18 protein-coding genes are annotated in these 23,268 nt (G+C 38.1%); 11 read left to right on the plus strand and 7 right to left on the minus strand.

The window, feature by feature from the left end; translation table 11 throughout:
• Positions 1-26 precede the first annotated feature (26 nt).
• The 5 genes from ODE14_RS15120 to ODE14_RS15140 all read right to left on the minus strand — a co-directional run bounded on the left by ODE14_RS15120 (position 27) and on the right by ODE14_RS15140 (position 7,331).
• Positions 27-1,379, minus strand: coding sequence for a T9SS type A sorting domain-containing protein (locus ODE14_RS15120; protein WP_263602028.1), 1,353 nt, complete (start codon positions 1,377-1,379; stop codon positions 27-29).
• Between the two features lie 86 nt (positions 1,380-1,465).
• Positions 1,466-3,007 carry a protein adenylyltransferase SelO gene (locus ODE14_RS15125; protein ID WP_263602029.1) on the minus strand — a complete coding sequence of 514 codons (1,542 nt, stop codon included), beginning with the start codon at positions 3,005-3,007 and terminating at the stop codon, positions 1,466-1,468.
• Positions 3,008-3,082: 75 nt separating this feature from the next.
• Positions 3,083-5,461: a penicillin-binding protein 1A gene (locus ODE14_RS15130; RefSeq protein ID WP_263602030.1), complete on the minus strand. Its 2,379-nt coding sequence runs from the start codon at positions 5,459-5,461 to the stop codon at positions 3,083-3,085.
• Between the two features lie 6 nt (positions 5,462-5,467).
• Complete coding sequence (locus ODE14_RS15135) at positions 5,468-5,932, minus strand: gliding motility lipoprotein GldH (RefSeq protein WP_248389008.1); 465 nt, start codon at positions 5,930-5,932, stop codon at positions 5,468-5,470.
• Complete coding sequence (locus tag ODE14_RS15140; RefSeq protein WP_248389007.1) at positions 5,925-7,331, minus strand: stage 0 sporulation family protein; 1,407 nt, start codon at positions 7,329-7,331, stop codon at positions 5,925-5,927. The genes ODE14_RS15135 and ODE14_RS15140 overlap by 8 nt, the downstream gene beginning before the upstream one ends.
• A gap of 274 nt (positions 7,332-7,605) precedes the next feature.
• Between ODE14_RS15140 and ODE14_RS15145 the strand changes: the two genes are divergently transcribed.
• The 5 genes from ODE14_RS15145 (at position 7,606) to ODE14_RS15165 (ending at position 13,523) form a co-directional block, all read left to right on the plus strand.
• Entirely contained in the window at positions 7,606-8,841 is a 1,236-nt protein-coding gene (locus ODE14_RS15145) for an OmpP1/FadL family transporter (protein WP_248389006.1), read from the plus strand.
• 9 nt (positions 8,842-8,850) lie between these two features.
• A complete protein-coding gene (locus ODE14_RS15150) occupies positions 8,851-10,416 on the plus strand; it encodes a G-D-S-L family lipolytic protein (RefSeq protein WP_263602031.1) in 1,566 nt (521 codons plus the stop codon).
• Between the two features lie 85 nt (positions 10,417-10,501).
• The gene (locus tag ODE14_RS15155) at positions 10,502-11,440 is read left to right on the plus strand and encodes a ribose-phosphate pyrophosphokinase (protein WP_248389003.1); all 939 of its coding nucleotides are present in this window, start codon (positions 10,502-10,504) and stop codon (positions 11,438-11,440) included.
• A 55-nt stretch (positions 11,441-11,495) separates the two neighbouring features.
• Positions 11,496-12,143, plus strand: coding sequence for a 50S ribosomal protein L25/general stress protein Ctc (locus ODE14_RS15160; protein WP_090000564.1), 648 nt, complete (start codon positions 11,496-11,498; stop codon positions 12,141-12,143).
• Positions 12,144-12,302: 159 nt separating this feature from the next.
• Complete coding sequence (locus tag ODE14_RS15165) at positions 12,303-13,523, plus strand: aminotransferase class V-fold PLP-dependent enzyme (RefSeq protein WP_263602032.1); 1,221 nt, start codon at positions 12,303-12,305, stop codon at positions 13,521-13,523.
• A gap of 75 nt (positions 13,524-13,598) precedes the next feature.
• Here the strand turns inward: ODE14_RS15165 and ODE14_RS15170 are convergent, their stop codons facing one another.
• The gene (locus ODE14_RS15170) at positions 13,599-13,790 is read right to left on the minus strand and encodes a bacteriocin-like protein (RefSeq protein WP_248388999.1); all 192 of its coding nucleotides are present in this window, start codon (positions 13,788-13,790) and stop codon (positions 13,599-13,601) included.
• 177 nt (positions 13,791-13,967) lie between these two features.
• Here ODE14_RS15170 and ODE14_RS15175 point away from each other — a divergent pair, with 177 nt between their 5' ends.
• Genes ODE14_RS15175 through ODE14_RS15185 form a run of 3 tightly spaced genes read left to right on the plus strand, consistent with a single transcriptional unit; the run spans position 13,968 to position 16,198 of the window.
• Complete coding sequence (locus ODE14_RS15175) at positions 13,968-14,528, plus strand: RNA polymerase sigma factor (RefSeq protein WP_263602033.1); 561 nt, start codon at positions 13,968-13,970, stop codon at positions 14,526-14,528.
• Positions 14,515-15,132, plus strand: coding sequence for a hypothetical protein (locus ODE14_RS15180; RefSeq protein ID WP_263602034.1), 618 nt, complete (start codon positions 14,515-14,517; stop codon positions 15,130-15,132). The genes ODE14_RS15175 and ODE14_RS15180 overlap by 14 nt, the downstream gene beginning before the upstream one ends.
• 28 nt (positions 15,133-15,160) lie before the next feature.
• The gene (locus ODE14_RS15185) at positions 15,161-16,198 is read left to right on the plus strand and encodes a PorT family protein (RefSeq protein WP_263602035.1); all 1,038 of its coding nucleotides are present in this window, start codon (positions 15,161-15,163) and stop codon (positions 16,196-16,198) included.
• A gap of 82 nt (positions 16,199-16,280) precedes the next feature.
• Here the strand turns inward: ODE14_RS15185 and fumC are convergent, their stop codons facing one another.
• A complete protein-coding gene (fumC, locus tag ODE14_RS15190) occupies positions 16,281-17,675 on the minus strand; it encodes a class II fumarate hydratase (protein ID WP_263602036.1) in 1,395 nt (464 codons plus the stop codon).
• Positions 17,676-17,871: 196 nt separating this feature from the next.
• Between fumC and ODE14_RS15195 the strand changes: the two genes are divergently transcribed.
• From ODE14_RS15195 to ODE14_RS15205, 3 genes are all read left to right on the plus strand, one after another.
• Positions 17,872-19,479 (plus strand): fumarate hydratase, encoded by a 1,608-nt coding sequence (locus ODE14_RS15195; protein ID WP_263602037.1) that lies wholly within the window; start codon positions 17,872-17,874, stop codon positions 19,477-19,479.
• Positions 19,480-19,670: 191 nt separating this feature from the next.
• A complete protein-coding gene (locus ODE14_RS15200) occupies positions 19,671-19,967 on the plus strand; it encodes a hypothetical protein (RefSeq protein ID WP_177175296.1) in 297 nt (98 codons plus the stop codon).
• Positions 19,968-20,409: 442 nt separating this feature from the next.
• The gene (locus ODE14_RS15205; RefSeq protein ID WP_263602038.1) at positions 20,410-23,250 is read left to right on the plus strand and encodes an alpha-amylase family glycosyl hydrolase; all 2,841 of its coding nucleotides are present in this window, start codon (positions 20,410-20,412) and stop codon (positions 23,248-23,250) included.
• Positions 23,251-23,268: the final 18 nt, after the last annotated feature.

Below are 23,268 nucleotides of genomic sequence, written 5' to 3' on the forward strand. Positions count from 1 at the left end.
AGTTTAAATCTATTGAAATAGTTTGATTATTCTTTAATTATTTTTTCAGAAATAGAAGTTCCGTCTGTGAATTCTACCTGCATAATATAATTTCCTTTAGGCAATGAAGAAATGTCTGCCTTAGCTGATGAAGATTTTAATACTGATTTTCCAGTGAAATCTAAAATTTCAGATGATTTTATTTTCTTATCAGATTTGATATTGATTTCTCCTTTTGTTGGGTTAGGGTAAACAGATAATTTACTGATTGTATTATTTAAATCCTTGGTTCCCAATGATTGAGAGGATTTAAAGATTCCTCCTACCGAGGATGAAGTATTAAATCCACCGGAATAGCATGTATTAGCATCAGAGCATCTCACACTTAAATGTTGTACTGCAGAGTCTATTACAGTCCATGTTGAGCCATTATCTATACTTTTCCAAGATCCACCTGCAGAACTTGTTGCTACTAATATATTTGTACCAGGTACATATGTAATGTCATTAATTTTATTAGCGGCAGTAATACCTGAAAATGTTACACTTGACCATGTTGCTCCTCCATCAGTTGTTCTGTAAAGGGCAAGTGCTGTAGGGGTGGTTCCCAGATACGTTTTTTTCATCACCAGACCCTTGCTGGCATCGCTCCATGCCATATCTCCGCTTATAGAAGCTCCCCCGAAGTCTGAAAGACTATAAGTAGCGCCATTAAATGCAATACTCCATGTTACACCTTTGTCTGTAGATTTAAAAATACGACCTTTATTGGTGTAGAAGAAGATATTATTACCAACGGCATAATATCCTGCGTTATAACCATACTCACCACTACTAGGATTAGGAAGATTTGCAGCTGCAACTCTAGTCCACGTACCACCTCCGTTTGAAGAGGTGTAAAGCTCGAATTCTCCGCCTTCCGGATCTCCACCAGCAATAACATTATTGGCATCAAAAGCATGAACAAAATTTAAATAAGATTCTCCGGCGGTTGAAAAAGCTTTTTGAGGTGTCCATGTTACACCACCATCCACTGTTTTGTAAACTGATCCTAAGCCATCTGTTGACGTGGATAATAAAGCTCCAACCCAAGCCGTAGTGCCACTGACTCCTGATATATTAGTAATAGTTAATGTAGGATCTCCTACATTGATTGTCCCTGATGTCCAAGTGGTACCTCCATTAGAAGTTTTGGTAAATTCCTGAACATTAGAAGGATTAGCCGGGTCTACAGGATCACCGTCATAAGCAAATGCCCAAACAGTTGTCGCATTATAAACTTCAAGTCCGGCAATACCCCTTGATGGGGTTGCAAAAGCACTGTTTTGTGTCGACCAATACTGTGAAAAAGCTGATGAGCTAATTACAAGCGCAAAAGCAGATAGTAAAATTCTTTTCATAAGATTTTTTTGTAAAGCTAATAAAAAAACAAATAATCTTTACAAAAATATTTATTAAAAACCTTTATTGTTATATATTATTTAATTTACGAACTGCAGGAAAGTGTTGAACATCCGGAAACATCATCATATTCCGATGGCCTTTTCGCTGAAAATTCCGGGTAGATGGTATGATAAGGATTTTCCAGGGCGTGGGTCAATTTACCGAGCATTTCCGCTTTTCCATCATTAATTTCTTCAATACATTGATATAAAAGGTAATTCCTTAAAATAAATTTAGGATTTGTTTTGTGCATAATTTCTAAAGATTTTTCTCTTGAAATAATATTTTTTTCTAATCTGGACTTATAGTCTTTCATAAAATCATCCAATCTTGAAATTTTTTCATCATTAAGAAATATATAGGAAACACTTTCAAACTGAAGCCTTAAATCTTTTTGGTCATCATATTTTTCAAGTTCATTAAAAAACAGCGTATAATCTAACTGAAGATCCTGCATAAGGCTCTGCCAGCTGTTAAAAAACTTTTCATCATTGGTTAACAGCTGATCAAACCCGAATTTTCTGCAAAGCATCCGGTCATGAGATTCCCAGAAATAGCTTCCGTAATCATTCAGGATATCTTCAAGGAATTTTTCATCTTTAATTAAAGGATGAAGTGCATTTGCCAGCTGCCAGAGATTCCATTGGGAGATCTGTGCCTGTTTTCCGAATGCATATCTTCTTCCGGGCAGGTCGGTTGTATTCGGAGTAAAATTCAAGTTATATTCATCCATCATTGAATAAGGGCCATAATCTATGGTAAGTCCCAGAACCGACATGTTATCTGTATTCATTACCCCATGTACAAATCCTACACGGTACCATTCAACCATAAGATCAGCGGTTCTTCTGCAGATGTTTTCAAAAAAATCTTTGTATTTCTGCTGGCCTTCCGATTGTATTTCTGTGAAGTAATTTTCAATGGTGAAATCAGCCAGCTCCTTCAATGTTGTATATTCCTGTTGGGCAGACATCAGTTCGAAATGCCCGAAACGTAAGAAACTTTCTGCTGTTCTTATGATTACAGCACCTTTTTCGTTTTGCGGATTTCCGTTATACATAATATCTCTTACCACTTCTTCCCCTGTAAGAGCAAGACTTAATGCTCTTGTTGTGGGAACACCGAGATGATGCATGGCTTCACTCATCAGATATTCACGCACTGAAGACCTCAGGACCGCTCTTCCGTCCGCATGTCTGGAGTACGGTGTTGCTCCGGCGCCTTTCCACTGGATCTCATGTTTTTGCCCGAGATTGTTGGTAATCTCTCCGGCAAGTATTGCTCTTCCATCTCCCAGCTGTCCTGCCCAATTGCCAAACTGATGTCCGGCGTAAGCAGTAGAATAAGTCTGCATTTCTTGTGGAAGACTATTCCCAACTAAAAAATCCAAATCTTTTTCTTCGAATTTTCCCAAACCGATTTCTTCGGAAAGGTTTTCATTAAAAGCAATAAGTGAAGGATGATCAAAACCTGCCGGATTTACGGTTGAGAATAAAACCTTCGGAGTATTTCTCTGCATCGTGTTGCCGGAAAAATCTCCCGGAAACTTTTTTATAAAGGGTTGTTGTATGTTTTCAATCTTCATATCTCAAAGGTATTAATTAAAAAAGAAAAGACCTTCCAAAATATTGAAAGGTCTTGTGTATTTCTAAAAGAGAATTTATTTATTATTAAAGTCTATATCTTCACTGCTGTTAAGATTGTCATTAACATTTTCTTCTTTTTTGCCCGGTGTTTTTGGTCCGGATGGCTCTACCGGTTTCGGGTTTTTGATTTCGTCCAGCGTCTGCAGTCCGCCATCGTCTCCATAACCTGAGCTTAATCCTTTAAGATTTGAACAGCCGTCTTTCCATTCCGATGGTTTTACAAACTTATCACTCGGAGAAACTCCAAGGCTTTTATCTGCCCATACTTTCTTCATGAAAATGGCCCAGATCGGAAGTGCCATTTTGGCCCCTTGGCCTTCACCTGTTCCATAGAAATGCGTAGCTCTGTCTTCCCAGCCAACCCACGCACCTGTTGCCAGCTTTGGAACGATACCCATAAACCAACCGTCTGAATTATTCTGGGTAGTACCGGTTTTACCTGCAATTTCTATATCTTTTGAAATTCCTTTTCTTCCCAATTCTCCTGAAGCTGTACCATACTGTGCTACTCCTTTCATCAGTTCGATCATAGTATAAGCGTACAGCGGATTCATTACTTCTTTTGGCTCAACATTCACTTCCTTAATTACTCTTCCGTTGGCATCTTCAATTCTCCAGATCATTTCCGGTTTATTGTAATTACCATAGTTAGCAAAAGTACTATAGGCTCCCACCATTTCGTAGATGGTGATGTCGGATGAACCTAATGCCATCGGAAGACTTGTTGAAATCTCTTCTGTTACACCAAGATCTCTCGCCGTCTGAATTACACTTTGTGTCGTTGTCATTTCAGCCAGACGCAGTGCTACAGGGTTTTGAGAGTGTGCTAAAGCATCTTTCAAAGTAAGCATTCCGCCTCTTCCCGGTACGTGGTAAGTTCCTTTGTTAAAACTTGCATTAGACACCACGGAACAAGGAGTCATTCCCAATTTCATAATGGCGGTTGCATAAACAAAAGGTTTGAAAGTAGATCCTACCTGTCTTTTCCCCTGTTTGATGTGGTCGTACTGGAAGTGCTGCCAGTCGATTCCTCCTACCCAGGCTTTTATTTCCCCGGTTCCGGGAACCATAGACATTAATCCTGCCTGAGCTACTTTCTTATGCCATCTGATAGAATCCCAAGGGGACATTTCCACCTCTTCTTCTCCGGCCCATGTGAAACGTGATGTTTTGATCGGCTTTTTGAATTCCATCATGATAGAATCTTCGGAAACTCCGGCTGCTTTCAGCTGCTTGTAACGTCCGGTTCTTTTCATAGCCTGAACCATCAGGTCGTTGATCTGCTTGCTGTTAAGATAATAAAACGGCCAGTCTTTTCTGCCTCTCTGTTCAGCATCAAATCTTTTCTGAAGATCTGTTAAATGCTCTCTGATAGACTCTTCGGCGTACTTCTGCATCTTGGAATCAAGGGTGACGTAAATTTTTAATCCGTCTTTATAAAGATTCAGCTTTTTGCCGTTTTCTTTTTCGTAATCCTTTAAATAAGCATCAATTTCCTTTTTTAAATAAAACTTATAATAAGCGGAATAATCATCATTGATGTTTTTGATCGGATGATAATCTAAAACAATTGGAGTTGCAATGGCTTTATTATAAGTGTCCTGATCTATATATCCCGTCTTCAGCATCTGTTCCAGTACGACATCCCTTCTTGCTTTCGCTCTTTCAGGATTTCTCATCGGGTTATTTTTTACAGGATTTTCCAGCATTGCTACAAACATGGCGGCTTCCGGTAAAGTAAGTTCTGATGTTTTTTTATTGAAATAGATTTTGGATGCCATTTCAATACCGTTAGCATTATATAAGAAATCAAACTTATTAAAATATAAAGTAACGATTTCTTCTTTTGTATATCGCTTTTCAAGACTTACGGCAACTACCCATTCTTTAAGCTTCTGAAACGCTCTTTCAATTTTATTCTGAGAAGCCCCATTGGTAAAAAGCAGTTTGGCAAGCTGTTGTGTGATAGTAGAACCACCTCCGCGTTTTCCACCATAAGCTACAGCTCTGGCGACAGATTGTAAATCGATCCCCGAATGTTCTTTAAAACGTTCATCCTCTTTGGCCTGAAGAGCATATACCAGGTAAGGAGGAAGATCTTTATAAATGATAGGCTGGGTTTTTTCTTTTTCAAATTTTCCCAATAGAACACCATCCGAAGAATAGATCTCGGAGGCGACATAAATATCCGGATTTTCAAGTTCTTTTACATCCGGCATTTCCCCGAGAAAACCTTGGGAAACGGCGAAAAAAATACCTGATATTCCTAATACTACAGCAATAAGTCCGACCCAGATAAATTTCACCCACTTTTTCCAGCCGGTATTTTTTTTCTTAGGAGGAAGAGGGAATGTTTTCCCTTTATTTCCTGTAATTTGTTTGTTTACTTCCATTGATGATTACGGTTTAGCCGTTTCTATTTTTACTCCAATATCTTCGATTCCCGGAAGGATGTCATTTCGCATAGCCTGAGTGAGACCAATCTGATATTTTCCTTTTGTCGGAAATCTGTAATTCAGTTTATACTGAAATAAAGTTTCCTTTGTATCACCGAAGCCGGTTCCCAACCATTCTCCATTAGGTTTTGCCAAAACATAATTCAGCGTATCAGTCTGCTTTTTTTTGGTCTGCATATCGGTGAAGTTTACAATAAACCTGATATTACTGTAAGGATATTCATTATTGTTTCTTACAACAAATATAATATTTTTAGGATTTTGCGGATCCGAAACTTCAAGATTAAATTTCTGTTCGCTTTTCTTATTCCACTTGTTATCAACAGAATTCATAATCACTTCTTCTTTTGAAGAAGAATTACAGCTGAAGAGAAGGATAAGCGAGAATAATCCTAAGATTTTACGCATTATTGTCTTTTTTTGGAGGAAACTTCTTTTTAAATTTTTTCTTGTTCGGGTTTGGTTTTTTGTCAACCTGAGAATCTGCTGCAGCTTCTACTTTTTCCAACTGGGGCTTTTGCTGTGGGTTGTTTTTTTGTTGTTTCTGCTGATTGTTCGGATTCTGATTTTGTGGCCTTTCCTGCTTCTGAGGCCTGTCGGATCTTTCAGGACGTTCCTGTCTTTCAGGTCTGTTGTTGTTTTTTTTCTGTCCCTGATTCTGGTTGTTCTGATTATTATTCGGTCTGTTCTGATTTCTGTTTTTATTGTTTCCTCTTCCTTTCTTCTCGAAACGGTCAACATTATTTTCCTGAATCAGATCTATGCTTGCAAACGAAGTTTCAGGCTGTTTCAGTTCTTCCAGAGGAAGTGTTTTTTCGCCACGTTTATTTTTTGCAATCAGTTTTTTAACGAGATCAATATCAAAATCGTACCAGGCAATAGAATTCTCAACGTATGCAAACCACATTTTCTTTTTGAAAACGTCGATCTTTATGCAGAATGCTCTTCCTTTTTCTGTATCAAGTGTTGTTGAAGAAGACGGGAAATTGCTCAATGCGTCAAGATAGCTGTCCAGCTCGTAATTCAGACAGCATTTAAGTTTGCCACACTGTCCTGCAAGCTTTTGAGGGTTGATGCTCAGCTGCTGATATCGGGCAACGTTAGTGTTAACAGATCTGAAATCCGTAAGCCATGTCGAGCAGCATAATTCTCTTCCACAAGATCCTATTCCTCCCACTTTTGCAGCTTCCTGTCTGAAGCCGATCTGCTTCATATCGATCTTTGTACGGAACGCTCCTGCGTAATCTTTAATTAACTGTCTGAAATCTACACGATTATCAGCAGTATAATAGAACGTAACCTTTGAAGCGTCACCCTGATATTCCACATCGGTGATCTTCATTTCAAGACCAAGCCTGTGGGCGATTTTTCGCGCTTCTATTTTTACGTTTTCTTCTTTTTTTCGTGCTTCCTGCCATACTTCCAGATCTTTCTGGTTGGCCAGCCTGTATATTTTCTGTACAGATTCTTCAGAAAATTTCTTCTTTTTCATCTGAATCTTTACCAGTTCGCCGGTGAGACTTATCACACCTACATCATGTCCGGGACTTGATTCTACTGTTACAACACTACCTATGTGTAATGGAATATTATTTACATTTTTATAAAACGATTTTCTGTCATTTTTAAATCTAACTTCAACAAAATCACATCTGTTCGGTGCGGGATTGTTGATGTTGGAAAGCCAGTCAAAAACACTTAATTTATAACTATTACCACAGGTATCTACATTTTCACAGCCATTCGCGGTCTTCTTGGGTCCGCAAGAATGTGCAGAATCGCCGGATGTTTTACATCCACAACTCATATATAATATGTTTAATTTGCAAATTTATGATTTTTATCTTTATAAGGTCTAAAATAATCAAATATTCAGAAACTTACCTGTTTAGTTTTAAACAAAGCTCTAAAAGTAGTGATTTAGTTTAGTTTAAGCTTCTTATAATCTTAGATTTAGAATAAAACCGAAGCAAAGTATTATTTTAAACATAGTTTTATTTGGTTTTATTGTTTAAAATTTTATGATTTATTAACAGACCTAAGTAAAATAATTTTATATTTGGGTTATATAATAATAGTCTATGAAAAAAATATTAGTATCAACTGCATTATTGGCAGGTGTTCTATCTTATGCAGGAGGTTTCAGGGTTTCTCTGCAAGGGGTAAAACAATTGGCAATGGCACATACCAGTGCTCATGCTGAAGATGCGAGTGTGGCATTCTTCAATCCTGCAGGGATGTCATTCATTCCCTCGAAATTAAGTATTGTAGCCGGTGGATTTGGCGCAAGCAACAGAGTTACTTTTCAAAACCTGAATACATTACAGACTACAGAGACTGATAATCCTTTAGGAACGCCTATTTACGCTGCCGTAACATACAGGCCTCTTGAGAAACTAACTGTTGGTTTCAGCTTTACAACTCCTTTTGGAAGTACTATAGAATGGCCGAATGATTGGGAAGGAAAAGAAATGGTTCAGAAACTTGAACTGAAAAGTTACTATTTCCAACCTATGGTTTCTTATAAATTTAATGACTGGCTGGCTTTCGGAGCAAGCTATATTTATGCTAGAGGTACTGTAAACTGGGATAGAGCGGTTACTCAATTTGGAGGGCAGCTTAATCTTGATAGTAAAGCAAGCGGGCACGGATATAGTTTCGGCTTTTATTTCAGACCGGATCCTAAAGTGGATGTAAGTATTGCTTACCGTTCTCCTGTTGATATGAAAGCTAAAGATGGTACGGCGACATTTAAATTCCCATCTACATCAATCTATCCTTTGTTAGGCTTAAATTCTTCGGGAACAGACGGATTTACCGCAACATTACCTTTGGTTGAGGAATACACCATCGGTTTAACGTATAAAGTAACTCCGAAATGGTTGATCTCTGCAGATTTTAATTATCACGGATGGTCCAGATATACTCAGCTTACCCTCGATTTTGCAAGCGCTCCTCTGGCTACAGGAAATGCAGATCCAACAGTTGTGGTTGCTCCTAAAAATTTCAGGAATGCAAAAACATTCCGTTTGGGAACTCAGTACGCATTCAGCAATATGATTTACGGGCGTCTTGGTGCTTATTATGATGAATCGCCTTACTCTGATGACCACTTTATTCCGGAGACCCCATCTTTCAACACGTATGTTGTGACCGGTGGTGTAGGATTTAAACTAAAGCAGTTCGGGGTTGATATTGCAGGAGGTTATGCAATGCCTCAGTCACGAAATGTAAATAATAAAACCCTTGGTTTCTACGGACAGGCTAAAGCGACGGCTTACTATTTCGGTTTAGGTTTATCTTACAATCCTTTTTAATTGAAGACTATGAAAAAAATTATAATTTCTACATTAGCGATTTCCGCACTTTTATTTACAACGAGCTGCGAGGATGATTTTGATCAAGATGTAAATGATGTTGTAGTAACCAGTGGTGAAGCCAATTTTTCCAGATATGTTGCATTGGGAAATTCATTAACATCAGGATACAGAGATGGTGCACTCTATTCGGAAGGACAAAATGAGTCTTACCCTTCCATTATTGCACAGCAAATGAAGCTTGCAGGAGGCGGTGATTTTAAACAGCCACTGATGCCTAATAATACAGGGGGCTTCAACAACCTGCCGGGTTTCCCTGGAAAACTTACTCTTAAAGTCGTTAATGGATCATTAACTCCCGTTGCCGGTACTCCCGGAGGAGCGTTGGACAATGTCGCTTCAGGAAGACCTTACCAGAACATGGGTGTGCCGGGAGCAAAATCTTTCCATCTCGTAGCGCCTGGATACGGAAGTCTTGCAGGTCTTGCAACCGGAACGGCAAATCCTTATTTTGTGAGATTTGCTTCATCCGCCACAACTTCAGTTTTAGTTGATGCAATATCCCAGGCTCCTACTTTCTTCTCTCTGTGGATAGGAAACAATGATGTCCTTTCATATGCAACAAACGGAGGTACAAACTCTCAGACAGTGGGAGGGGTTACCACATACACGGCTGCAACGGTTCAGCCTGACACTGCAAGCCCTGCAACATACAGATCGAATGATATTTCGAATCCTAATATTGTTGCGGGTTCTATCAAAGCGGTTTTGGACGGTCTTAAAGGAGGAGGTGTTACAAAAGGAGTAATCGCCAATATTCCTGACGTTACCAATATTCCTTTTTTTACAAGAGTTCCTTATAATGCAATTCCTTTAGATGCAGCAAAAGCCCAGGCTTTAAACACACAGCTTTATGGGCCTTTAAAGGCTGTTCTTACTGCATATGGGCAAGGAAGCAGAATTAACCCTGTCGTAGCGGGAAATAATCCTGTGCTTATTATCGATAATAAATTAGCTGATCTTTCGGCTCAGCTTACGGCTGCTTTAGCAGCAAATGGCTATACTCCTACTCAGGCGGCATTTATAGGTAATGCTTTCGGAAGAGCACGTCAGGCAAAGCAAGGAGAATTAATGCTTCTTACATCCAGCAGCTTATTAGGTTTAGATGCAACGACCAATCAGCCAGCTACTCCGAGTTCTTTATTCATCTATGGGGCAAGTTTCCCAATTGGTGATCAATATTCGTTAACAGCTGATGAAGTAAACAATATTTCTACAGCGGTAACTGCTTATAATACATCCATCAGATCAATGGCAGATTCCTATGGTTTAGCTTTTGTTGATATGAATAAGAAAATGGTAGAACTGAATTCAAAATCAGGGATCACTTATAATGGGGTGAAATACACCGCAACATTTGTTAGCGGAGGTACCTTCTCTCTCGATGGGGTACACCTTACCGGAAGAGGATATGCTATCGTAGCGAATGAATTTATCAAATCGATCAACGCGAAATACAAATCCAATCTGCCGCAGGTTGATGCCAATAAATATTCGGGGGTTACCTTTCCGTAATTCTCAATTAAATAAAAACTTAGAAACCACAGGATAGATTCTTGTGGTTTTTTTTTAAATTTGCAAAATCTTTTAAAAAGTAAAAATGGCCCATCAGTTAAGTTATCTATTTTGTACAAGGACGAGCAAGGACTTGGCAGAGAAAATTGCCCAGTATTATGGGAAAGAATTAGGAAAAATAAACTTTCAGGAGTTCAGCGACGGAGAATTTGAACCGGTTCTGGACGAGTCTGTAAGAGGAGGAAGAGTTTTCCTGATCGGATCCACATTCCCTCCGGCGGATAATCTTTTAGAACTTCTTCTAATGATTGACGCAGCAAAAAGAGCCTCTGCAAAAAGCATTACGGTAGTGCTTCCTTATTTCGGACTTGCCAGACAAGACAGAAAAGACAAGCCGAGAGCGCCAATCGGTGCAAAGCTTGTAGCCAACCTTTTAACGGCTGCAGGAGCAACCAGAGTAATGACGATGGATCTTCACGCAGATCAGATCCAGGGATTCTTTGAAATACCGGTGGATCATTTATATGCATCTACAATTTTCGTAGATTATATCAGAGACCTTAATCTTGAAAACCTTACGATTGCTTCTCCGGATATGGGTGGAGCTAAAAGAGCGAAAAATTATGCAGGGCACCTTGGTGCAGATGTAGTTATTGCTTATAAGGAAAGAAAAAAAGCAAACGTTGTAGAAGAGATGTTTCTTATCGGGGATGTAGTAGGTAAAAATGTGATTCTTATCGATGATATGATTGATACGGCAGGGACACTTTGCAAAGCTGCAGATATCCTGATGGAAAAAGGAGCGAAAACCGTAAGAGCCATGGCAACTCACGGTGTGCTTTCAGGAAAGGCTTATGAGAATATCGAAAACTCAAAGCTATTGGAAGTTATTGTAACTGACTCGATTCCTGTAAAAAATAATTTGTCATCTAAAATAAAAGTGCTATCTTGCGCCCCATTATTTGCAGACGTTATGAAGATGGTTCATGAGCATCAATCAATTAGCAGTAAGTTTGTTATTTAATTGACAGTTAGAATTTTGCGAATTTAATTTTAAACAATTTTTTAAATTTTTATAAATGAAATCTATTACAATTCAAGGTACAAAAAGAGAAAGCGTGGGCAAAAAGTCTACAAAAGCTTTACGTGATGCTGAATTAGTTCCTTGTGTTGTTTACGGAGGTGGTGAGCCATTGAACTTCTCTGCAGAAGAGAAAGCATTCAAAGGTTTAGTATATACTCCTGAAGCACACACGGTATCTATTGAGGTTGATGGTCAAACAATTCCGGCTGTTCTTCAGGATATTCAGTTTCACCCGATTACTGACAAAATTCTTCACGCAGATTTCTATCAGTTAGCTGACGATAAGCCAGTTATCATGGAGGTTCCTGTAAGAATCACTGGTCGTTCTAAAGGTGTTGTAGCTGGTGGTGTTCTTCGTCAGTCTTTCAGAAAACTGAAAGTGAAAGCGATTCCTGCTAACTTACCAGATGAGATCGTTGTAGATGTTACTCCATTAAGAATTGGTAACAAGCTTTACATCGGTGGAATCAAAACTGAAGGGTTTTCTTTCATGCACCCGGACAATGCAGTTGTTGTAGCTGTTAAGATGTCTAGAAATGCAATGAAAGGTGGTGCTGCAGCAATGGATGATGAAGATGAAGAAGAAGTTGCAACTGAAGAAGGAGCAGCTCCGGCAGCAGAAGAAACAACTGCAGCAGAATAAGAATTTCTTATCTGAACAATATAGAACCTGTCAATTTATTGGCAGGTTTTTTCTTTTTAGATTACATCTATAATCATATTTCTACACAATACCTTTAGAAAAAAAGCCGTAAATTTGAAGTGTTCTAAATAAGAACGTTTTAATTTAAAAATTTAATAAATGTTTGACATTCAGGAAATCAGAAGTCAGTTTTCTATATTAGATCAGAAGGTGAACGGTAAACCATTGGTTTATCTCGATAATGCAGCAACATCACAGAAACCAGATTCCGTTTTAACAACATGGGAGCGGTATTATAAAGAGATTAATGCCAATGTACACAGAGGGATTCATACGCTGAGCCAGCTAGCAACCGAAGAAATGGAACGTTCCAGAAGAAAAATTCAGAATTTTATTAATGCAAAACATGATTTTGAGGTAATTTTTACCAAAGGAACAACGGAAGGCCTTAACCTTATCTCATATATTTTAACACAAAAGCTTAAAAAGGATGATGAGATCATTATCTCTTATTTGGAACACCATTCCAATATTGTTCCTTGGCAACTGCTTTGTGAAAGAACAGGTGCAAAACTGAGAGTTATTCCTATTGACGAACAAGGTATTCTCCAGCTTGATGTATTTGACACTTTTTTAAGTGAAAAAACCAAAGTGGTTTCTGTAAATCATGTTTCCAATGCTTTGGGAATTGTAAACCCTATCGAGGAAATCATTGCAAAAACAAGAAAAAATACCGATGCTTATATTGTAATTGACGGTGCTCAGTCTGCACCGCACTTTACCATCGATGTTCAGAAAATGGACTGTGATTTCTATGTTTTTTCTGGACATAAAATGTACGCCCCGATGGGTACAGGAATTCTGTATGGGAAGCAAAATATTCTTGAAGAACTTCCGCCATTTCATGGAGGAGGAGAGATGATTGCGACTTGTTCATTTGATGGAACTACCTATGCGCCACTGCCTTTCAAATATGAAGCAGGAACCCCGAATGTTGGTGGAAATATAGCATTGGGAGCAGCGGTGGACTTTATCCTGAAAGTGGGGCAGGAAAATATTCAGAAGCATGAAAATGCCTTGCTGGAATATGCTCAAAGAAGATTGCTGGAATTGGAAGGCATAAAGATCTATGGTGAAAAAGCCAATAGAACAGGTGTGGTTTCTTTTAATCTTGAAGGCGTTGGTATTTCTTCCGATGTAGGAATGATTCTGGATAAATTAGGAATTGCCGTAAGAACGGGACACCACTGTACGCAGCCTATCATGGATTTTTTCAATATTGCAGGTACGGTAAGAGCCAGTTTTGCCGTGTACAACGAATTTCATGAAATCGATCTTCTGGTGGAGGGAGTAAAAAAAGCGCAGAGAATGCTTAGCTAGTTTTCGCATTTTCCTGTACAATAAAAACCCGGGCGGAAATTTTTCCGCCCGGGTCTGTTTTAATTATCAGCAATTTTAATTAAGACCGGAATCGCACATTTCAATAGGAACCAGACAGCTTGTTGAGGTACATGGGTTTCCGGTAGGAATCTGCAGACAGCAAGCGTGGTAGCCGTTGTATATAATGTGATAAGTATTTCCAGGACAGGTATGACCGCCCATTACTTGTTTTAAGTTTTCTCTCTGGAGTTTTCTTAGATTTTTCATAGTATTTTTATTTAGTGATTTTGTAATTATTTCACTAAGTTATGAAAAATAATAATAGAATGAAAGTAAACAGAAAAATTCTTGTTTCTGTAAGGAATTATATATTTATTAAAAAAAATTTTTTAAGGCTGTAACCTTTTTGGTTTTTTCTTGTCTTACTAATAGAAACAAATAATTATGAGGATTTCGTTCGGAAATAAAAAAGATGATTTTCTTGTCCGGCTTAAAAAGCAGGATCCGGCTGCGCAGAAAATTTTTTATGATCAGAATGTAAAAAAATACCTGAGTATAAGCCGAAGTTATATTAATGATCTTTACCAAGCCGAAGACTGCGTAATTAAAGCATTCTGCAAAATTTTTAAAAGTATTGAAAGTTTTCGCGCCGAGGGAAGCTTTGATGGATGGGCAAGAAGAATTGTCGTGAATGAATGTCTGAATTTCATTAAAAGCAATAAAACGGTTTTTTATCTTGATGATATCAGCGAATCTTATCTGGAGGAAATGTATGATGAGGAAATAATATTTGATTTTAATGCCCAGGAACTTCTTGATCAGCTTCCGGATGCATACAGGATGGTTTTTAACCTGTACGTCTTTGAAGATTATTCGCACCAGGAAATTGCCGATCTCCTGCAGATTTCAACAGCCGTAAGCAAAACACAATTATTCAGAGCAAAAGAGAAAATGAGGAAAATTTACTTTCAACAACAAAAAGCCTTGAGAAATGAAAATGTCTGAAAATAGTATAGAATATCAGGTTAAAAAACAGATCAGCGAAAGGGAAGTTACGCCTTCCAGAGATTTATGGTCTGAAATTCAGGCTCATAAACCTGTTGAATCTGCAAGAACTAAAATCAACTGGTTTTTAGTGGCAGCTTGTGTGGTTTTAACATTCAGTTTGGGAATAGTACTCTTTTTTAATCAGGATAATCATATGACTGAAAGGTATGAAAATATTGCTAAGGTCGGTGAGACTGAAGTTCAGCTTCCTGCGCAGAATAAGCTTCCGAAGAAGTCAACGAAATTAATCGTTAAAAATACTGAACAAAAAATTGCAGCAGAAAAAATTTCAGCAGATAATCAAAAAGTTCTGAAGGAATCACCGGCTGTTATACATGATGAACTGCCTTCAATACAACAAAATTCGCCGCATGTTATAGCAGAAATCACACCTGTTGAATCGGCTAAAATGATTGCACAATCAGATTCGGCTAAAATACATGTGAAAAAGAAACGGTATGTTGATCCTTCAACGCTGCTTTTTTCAGTCGAACACAAAGATGTTATTGAAAAAACAAAGGGAAAAAGCAATGTGGCAAGCATTGATCTGAACGAAAAATAATCAATTTAAACAATAAAACTATTATAATATGATCAGGAAATTTATCATGATGGGAGGGCTATGCCTATTGTCTACAGCGATATTTGCTCAGAAAAAGCCGGTATTCAGTCTTCAGCCAAAAGAAGACACCGAAGTAAGTCCAATTGTAAAAGAAAAGGTGGACGAATATGCAAAAAAGATTGACACGATCATTAAGGAGGAAAAAAAACTGATGGAAGTCGAGTTAACTGAGCTTCAGTCTAAAAATCTTCCTAAAGCAGAATTCAATGAACAAAAATCATTGATTGCCAGTAAGTATTCTGAGAAGATAGATCAGAGAATTGAAGAATTAGGATTTGATATGGATGCCGTTATTCAAAAACAGGTACGGTATTCTCTCATTAATTCTGATGTGACTTCTAATGAGGAGTTAAAGGAAAAGTTGTTGAAAAAATTCAGGCCAACAAAAGAACTTTCTCCTTATATCTCTTATTCTATTATGAATCTTACAAACGATAAGGCAGATAATATTTTGGATAACAATCTGCGTTATGCCGGAAATTTTGAATTTGGGCTTAAATTCAATTACCAGTTCAGCAGAACAAGTCCATGGGGATTAATTTCCGGAATCGGATTTTCCTGGAGAACATTGAGTATTGATAACAATATGTTTGTGGCAAAAGATGCCAATTCCAATGTATATCTGGCAAATTATGAGAAAGGATTGAGTAAAAGTAAGCTCAGAACAGGTTATATTGTCGTTCCGCTGGGATTGCAGTACAATTTTTCAAAGCTGAAAAATGCAGGTCTGGATGTCCAGTACAGAGATTATTCTCATGGATTTAAAGTGGGCGCGAATATCTACGGAGGAGTAAAAATGTCTACCAATAATATTATCAAAGGTGACGGAATAAGCGACAGAGACAGAAGCGACTATCGGGTAAGTCCTTTTATTTACGGAGGGCAGTTTACAGTTTCTTATGATGATTTCAGCATCTTTGTTAAAAAAGATTTCGGAAATTTCTTTAAAAATGGAACCTTTGAAAACGATAAAGCTTTAACTTTCGGAGTTGCACTCTGGTGGTAATGCACACATTCACATATAACAAAACGCCTGGAAAATTTCCGGGCGTTTTTCTTACAATATTAACTGTTTAAATTTAATTTTTTTATTTTAAACTTCCCACCATATCTTCAGGTTTCACCCATTCATCAAACTGTTCGGACGTTAAAAGTCCGAGCTTCACAGCTTCTTCTTTAAGAGTTGTTCCGTTTTTATGGGCTGTTTTTGCGATTTTTGCTGCGTTTTCATAACCGATATGCGTGTTCAAAGCGGTAACAAGCATCAACGACTTGTCTACCAGCTCTTTAATTCTTTCATGATTCGGCTCTATTCCTACCGCACAATGATCGTTAAAGGAAATACATGCATCAGCAATTAGCTGGGCCGACTGTAAAAAGTTGAAAGCCATTACCGGTTTGAAAACATTCAGCTCATAATTTCCCTGTGTTCCGGCAAAAGAAATAGTCGTGTCATTTCCTAACACCTGTGCACAAACCATTGTCATCGCTTCATTTTGCGTAGGATTTACTTTTCCCGGCATAATGGATGATCCCGGCTCATTTTCCGGAATGTGGATTTCCCCAATTCCAGAGCGTGGTCCGGAAGCCAATAATCTGATATCCTGTGCAATTTTAAATAATGAAACGGCGAGTTGTTTTAAAGCGCCGTGAGACTCCACAATTGCATCGTGAGCTGCTAAAGCTTCAAACTTATTTTCTGCAGTTACAAAAGGATGATTGGTAAATTTCGCGATATATTCAGCCACTTTTACATCGTAGCCTTTCGGAGTATTCAGTCCGGTTCCTACTGCCGTTCCTCCCAAAGCCAATTCTGAAAGATGCGGAAGGGTGTTTTTTAAAGCTTTTAAACCGTAATTCAACTGGGCAACATAGCCGGAAAATTCCTGTCCCAAAGTTAATGGTGTTGCATCCATTAAATGTGTTCTGCCGATTTTAACGATATCTTTGAAAGCTTCTGATTTTTCAGCTAAAGTATCTCGTAATTTTTCAACAGCAGGAATAGTAGTTTCTACCACTTTACGGTAGGCTGCAATATGCATTGCCGTAGGATAGGTGTCGTTGGAGGACTGGGATTTGTTGACGTCATCATTCGGGTGAATTTCCGATTTTTCGCCTAAAGTTCCGCCATTGTTTACATGAGCCTTGTTCGAGATCACTTCATTCACATTCATATTAGACTGTGTTCCGGATCCGGTTTGCCAGATAACCAAAGGAAATTGGTCATTCAGTTTTCCATCAAGAATTTCATCACATACTTTTGCAATCATATCTCTTTTCTCTACAGGAAGAACGCCCAGATCAGCGTTGGTATAAGCGGCTGCTTTTTTAAGGTAAGCAAATGCTTCAATGATTTCGTGCGGCATCGAGCCTTCCGGGCCGATTTTGAAATTGTTTCTGGATCTTTCGGTTTGTGCACCCCAAAACTTGTCTGCAGGTACCTGCACTTCACCCATGGTGTCTTTTTCTATTCTGTAATTCATTGTGATTGAAGTTTTATTATATTCAGGTTAAGGCTTAAGAAATTTCAGTCTCTATTTAATCTTGGCCTGATTCTATAAAATTACATATAAATAAAAACACTCACAATTTATAATCATTATAAATATCAATCTAAGCCTCTGATTTTACTCATGTTTTTTTGCGAAGTTTTATTTTTGCATCCAAAGAAAAAGAAGAATGGAATTTAGATATCAGGATCCGTATCCGATTCAGAAAGATGATACGGTGTACAAGAAGCTTACCTCAGACTATGTAAAAGTTGAAAAATTAGGAGACCGGGAAATTTTAACCATCGATCCGAAGGGCCTCGAATTGCTGGCCGAAGAAGCAATGGCAGATGTCTCTTTCATGCTCCGTTCTTCCCATTTGGAAAGCTTGAGAAGAATCATTGACGATCCCGAAGCTACTGATAATGACAGATTTGTTGCTTATAATCTATTGCAAAATGCAGCAGTGGCAGCGGAAGGCGCCTTACCTTCATGCCAGGATACAGGAACAGCAATTGTGATGGGTAAAAAAGGAGAAAATGTATACACGGGTGTTGATGACGGAGAATATTTAAGCAAAGGAATTTACAATACCTATCAGAAAAGAAACTTAAGATATTCTCAGGTAGTACCTTTAACCATGTTTGATGAGAAAAATTCGGGATCCAATCTTCCGGCGCAGATCGATATTTATGCTAAAAAAGGAGATTATTACGAATTTTTATTCTTAACAAAAGGAGGAGGTTCTGCCAATAAAACGTTCCTTTACCAAAAAACAAAGTCTTTACTGAACGAAAAATCCCTGGAAGAATTTATCGAAGAAAAAATTTCTGATCTGGGAACGGCTGCATGTCCGCCTTATCATCTGGCGTTGGTAATCGGGGGAACTTCTGCGGAAGCGAATTTGGCGGCTGTGAAAAAAGCTTCTGCAAAATATTATGATCATCTGCCTACTGAAGGTAACGAAGCAGGACAGGCTTTCAGAGATCTGGAATGGGAAGCAAAAGTTCAGAAAATATGCCAGGAAAGTGCGATTGGAGCTCAGTTTGGCGGAAAATATCTTACTCATGACGTGAGAGTGATCAGACTTCCCCGTCACGCTGCTTCATGTCCTGTCGGGATGGGAGTTTCCTGTTCAGCAGACAGAAATATTAAAGGTAGAATTACAAAAGAAGGTATTTTCCTGGAACAGCTGGAAGAAAATCCGAAAAGATTCTTACCTGATACGCCGCCGCATCTTGAGGAAGCCGTTGAGATTAATCTGAACAAACCGATGCCGGAAATTCTGGCAGAGCTTTCAAAATATCCGATTAAAACAAGATTAAAATTAAACGGAACTTTAATCGTTGCGAGAGATATCGCCCACGCTAAAATCAAAGAAATTATCGACAGCGGAAAACCGATGCCTGATTATTTTAAAAATCATCCCATTTATTACGCAGGTCCCGCAAAAACTCCGGAAGGAATGGCTTCGGGAAGTTTCGGCCCTACCACAGCAGGAAGGATGGATGTGTATGTGGATGAATTCCAGAGCCATGGCGGAAGCATGATTATGCTGGCCAAAGGAAACAGAAGTAAAGACGTTACCAATGCCTGCGGAAAGTACGGAGGTTTTTATCTGGGCTCTATCGGAGGGCCTGCTGCTATTTTGGCAAAAGACAATATTCTTTCCGTTGAGGTAGTGGATTTCCCGGAATTAGGAATGGAAGCGGTAAGAAAAATTGAAGTGAAAGATTTTCCGGCCTTCATCATTACTGATGATAAAGGAAATGACTTCTTTGCAGATCTGGCGCATTAGAAAATATAAACACAGATAGATAAAAGACGGATAGAGAACAGATAAATAAAACTAAAAACCATAATCCATCATCTATTTGTCCATCATCTTTTAGTCTTTTTAATTAAAATCAAAATAAATAACAAAATAGGACGGCTATCTTTTGTGTAAAAAAATAAAATGTCCTATTTTTGCCTAAAATCTTTAAGAAAATGATAACGATTTTATCAGCATTTTGGCCGTTTTACCAGTTCCTCTGGACTGTATTTTTCATAATCATGTTCCTTGTGGGATTCTGGTGTATCTTTATGTTCTTCGGATTTGTAATTCCTTTATGGTTAACTGAAGGTCTGAAAGAGTACTTCGGGAAAGTGAAACCTTTTGATCCTGAAGATATCAGAAGCAAAATGGTTTACGAGCAGGAAGGAGTAGAGGTAATCTACAATGAGCCAAAAGGTCATGGTCCTTTTATTCATGACCACAGCCACGACAGCCACGGACATCATTAATTGATTGTCATTGTTTTCCCACATGAATTCCGGGAAAGCAATATCAAAGCAAAACAACATATACTAAAACCACTTATTTCGGTAAGTGGTTTTTCTTTTATTCCAATTTTCGAAATCATCGGATGAGATTTTTGAGGCCTTTTATAATTAGCAGTCTATTTAAAATTAAGTTATTTTAAGGAAAATCAATTCCTGAAGTTTCTTTAAATCAGATCAGATTAAATATGTCTTCATAAAAAATAAAGTTAAAATAACTATTATCGGATTATAATAAACATTTATGATAATGTAAAAGATTGAATTTTTTGGCAATTGTATTTAATTATAAAATTATTTTGCTGGAAAACATAAATAGTAATATGTTAAAATTTATCATTTTTTTCATAATAAATAATTAGTTTTCAAAAAAAGAAATTACTTTCGTGTAACTAAAGAAACGATTATGAAGAAATTTTATTCTGGTATTTTATTGCTTATGGTGGCCCTGGTCTTCGGGCAGATAAGCTATACCATCACCCCGAACCCCTTTAACGAGACAGATGCTATTACCTTGACGGTTCCTGGAAATCAGATAGATGAATCCGCTTGGGGAGTTGCCAACAACGCCGTTTATATCTGGTCCTGGTCTCTGGACACAAATTATCAGAACAGCCAGGATTGCCCTACGAATGGAAGCTGGACAAACTCTAATGAATTGAACAGGCTGAATTACAATTCAGCAACAGACACGTATTCTCTAACGTTTACACCCACTACTTTTTATGGCAGAACGGGAATCGGAAGATTCGGGTTTTTATTGAAAAATAAAACAGGTACAAGCCAGACTTCTCCGGATATCTTTGTGAATGTTGGAATTCTAAATTTAAGCATGACCAATCCGGCCGCCAACAGTCTTACGTCTGTTCCTTCAGGAAATTCTATAAATGTTACGGCCACAACCAATGTCAATGCAACATTCCAGCTAAAAGCCAATGGAAGTGTAGTTCATTCTACTTCAACACCTTCAACTTCTTATTCGTACAGCTATACGGTAACAGGAGATGCGAATATGGAATTGATCGCAACGGATGCCAATTCAAATACGAAAAATGCTACATTTATTCTTCAGGTTCCGCGAAATGTTGTTTCGGAGGCTATTCCGAGCTGGATTAAGCAGGGAATAAACTATCATCCTACCGATCAGACAAAAGTAGGACTGGCGTTATATGCTCCTTTTAAAAATTTTGTACACGTTATCGGAAGTTTTAATAACTGGACGGTAAACGATACTTACTTAATGAAGAGAGACACAACAAACCCAGACTTGTACTGGATTGAACTGAGTGGCCTTACTCCACAGCAGCTCTATACATTCCAATACAGAACAAACGATCTTAAAAAGGTGGCAGATCCATATTCTCCACAGATTTTATCTTCTTATGATGATCAGTGGATTACCTCTTCCACTTACCCGAATTTACCGGCATTCCCTGCAGGTCAGGGCTTTGAAGTTTCCATGTTTAAAACTGGCCAGACTCCTTATAACTGGCAGGTTACCAACTTCCAGCGACCGGCTAAAGATAATCTTGTGATTTATGAATTATTATTAAGGGACTTCACGCAGGAAAAAACATGGCAGTCATTAATTAACAAGATTACTTATTTAAAAAATTTAAAGATTAATGCGATTGAATTAATGCCTATCATGGAATTTGAAGGGAATCTCTCCTGGGGATATAATACCTCTTTCCATTATGCATTAGATAAAGCGTACGGAACCCCTGAAAAGTTCAAAGAATTTGTTGATATCTGTCATCAGAACGGTATTGCCGTAATTTTGGATGTTGCCTTTAATCATGCTACCGGCCGTTCGCCATTGGTTAGGCTTTGGAATGTAGATCCGGATGGTGACGGATATGGTGATGTTGCCACTAATAATCCTTACTTCAATACGGTTCCGAAACATTCTTATAATGTTTTTAATGATTTTAACCATTCAAGTTCTTCAACTAAATATTACGTTGAAAGATGCCTTCAACAATGGCTTACCGAATATAAAATTGATGGTTTCCGATGGGATCTTACCAAAGGATTTACCCAAAACTGCTCTGAAAATGATGAAACCTGCACCAATGCCTACCAGCAGGACAGAGTAGATATTTTAAAATATTATGCAGACAGACAATGGGCAATAGATCCGAATTCTTACATGATTTTTGAGCACTTAGGAACGGATGCCGAAGAGCAGCAATGGGCCAATTACAGAGTTGCGGAAGGAAAAGGTGTGATGCTTTGGAATAAACAAACTGATCCTTACAACCAAAATACAATGGGCTATAAGGAAAACAGCAGTTACGATAGAATGAATCATGCACTTCATGGCTTTACAAATATGCATGCGGTAGGTTTTGGTGAAAGTCATGATGAAGAAAGATTAATGTTTAAGAACCTGGCTTATGGAGCTGTAAACGGAAGCTACGATGTGAAAAATCTTAATACCGCTTTAGAAAGAATGAAAACGTTCGGAGCTACTTTCTTCACTATTCCGGGGCCTAAAATGATATGGCAGTTTGGCGAGCTGGGCTACGAATTCAGTATCAACAGATGTGGCGACGGCTCTATTAACCCTGGATGCAGAACGGATGAAAAACCAATTGCGTTTACACTTGGATATGATACCAACGTTAATAGAAAAGCTGTATATGATACCTGGGCTAAAATTATTGATATCAGAAATGCATATCCTGTTTTCAGATCGAAGACATATACTGTAGAATCTAATAATCTTACCAACGATCCGAACGGATTGATTACAAGAATCTATGTTTACGATAATACCCTTACCAACGGTGTGAAAAATATTGTCGTACTGGCAAACTACAACACAACAGCACAGAATGTAGTTCCATATTTCCCTTATACAGGGCAGTGGCAGAATCTTATGGATAATTCAATCTCAAACATCACCTCTACCACGGCAGCCATCACTTTGCAGCCGGGAGAGTTCAGAATTTTCGGAAACTATGTAGGAAATTTGTCAACAATTGATGAGACCGCAGCCTATAAACTGTCATTGCAGATCGCAGATAATCCGGTGAAAAACGGTTTGGCAAAATTAATGTATCACAAAGCCAAAAACGGAGAAATTTTAATCTACGATATGAGTGGTAAGAGAGTTGACAGCTTTAAACTTAAAAATGAAGACGGAACATATGAATTAAACGCTAATTATGCGCCGGGTACCTATCTGGTTCATTTAAAATCAGATTCTGGAGTTGCTATTCAGAAAATGATTATACAATAAACTTAGGCCGCTTCAAGC

It is taken from the genome of Chryseobacterium sp. PET-29 (assembly GCF_025736815.1).
Classification (GTDB): domain Bacteria; phylum Bacteroidota; class Bacteroidia; order Flavobacteriales; family Weeksellaceae; genus Chryseobacterium; species Chryseobacterium nepalense.

Bases quoted from the DNA above. Each gene is read 5' to 3' on its own strand.
- ODE14_RS15135 (WP_248389008.1), bottom strand. From the start codon at position 5,932: ATGCGTAAAATCTTAGGATTATTCTCGCTTATCCTTCTCTTCAGCTGT.
- ODE14_RS15125 (WP_263602029.1), bottom strand. From the start codon at position 3,007: ATGAAGATTGAAAACATACAACAACCCTTTATAAAAAAGTTTCCGGGA.
- ODE14_RS15200 (WP_177175296.1), top strand. From the start codon at position 19,671: ATGATAACGATTTTATCAGCATTTTGGCCGTTTTACCAGTTCCTCTGG.
- ODE14_RS15130 (WP_263602030.1), bottom strand. From the start codon at position 5,461: ATGGAAGTAAACAAACAAATTACAGGAAATAAAGGGAAAACATTCCCT.
- ODE14_RS15170 (WP_248388999.1), bottom strand. From the start codon at position 13,790: ATGAAAAATCTAAGAAAACTCCAGAGAGAAAACTTAAAACAAGTAATG.
- ODE14_RS15150 (WP_263602031.1), top strand. From the start codon at position 8,851: ATGAAAAAAATTATAATTTCTACATTAGCGATTTCCGCACTTTTATTT.
- ODE14_RS15140 (WP_248389007.1), bottom strand. From the start codon at position 7,331: ATGAGTTGTGGATGTAAAACATCCGGCGATTCTGCACATTCTTGCGGA.
- ODE14_RS15205 (WP_263602038.1), top strand. From the start codon at position 20,410: ATGAAGAAATTTTATTCTGGTATTTTATTGCTTATGGTGGCCCTGGTC.
- ODE14_RS15155 (WP_248389003.1), top strand. From the start codon at position 10,502: ATGGCCCATCAGTTAAGTTATCTATTTTGTACAAGGACGAGCAAGGAC.
- ODE14_RS15165 (WP_263602032.1), top strand. From the start codon at position 12,303: ATGTTTGACATTCAGGAAATCAGAAGTCAGTTTTCTATATTAGATCAG.
- ODE14_RS15175 (WP_263602033.1), top strand. From the start codon at position 13,968: ATGAGGATTTCGTTCGGAAATAAAAAAGATGATTTTCTTGTCCGGCTT.
- fumC (WP_263602036.1), bottom strand. From the start codon at position 17,675: ATGAATTACAGAATAGAAAAAGACACCATGGGTGAAGTGCAGGTACCT.
- ODE14_RS15120 (WP_263602028.1), bottom strand. From the start codon at position 1,379: ATGAAAAGAATTTTACTATCTGCTTTTGCGCTTGTAATTAGCTCATCA.
- ODE14_RS15185 (WP_263602035.1), top strand. From the start codon at position 15,161: ATGATCAGGAAATTTATCATGATGGGAGGGCTATGCCTATTGTCTACA.
- ODE14_RS15195 (WP_263602037.1), top strand. From the start codon at position 17,872: ATGGAATTTAGATATCAGGATCCGTATCCGATTCAGAAAGATGATACG.
- ODE14_RS15180 (WP_263602034.1), top strand. From the start codon at position 14,515: ATGAAAATGTCTGAAAATAGTATAGAATATCAGGTTAAAAAACAGATC.
- ODE14_RS15160 (WP_090000564.1), top strand. From the start codon at position 11,496: ATGAAATCTATTACAATTCAAGGTACAAAAAGAGAAAGCGTGGGCAAA.
- ODE14_RS15145 (WP_248389006.1), top strand. From the start codon at position 7,606: ATGAAAAAAATATTAGTATCAACTGCATTATTGGCAGGTGTTCTATCT.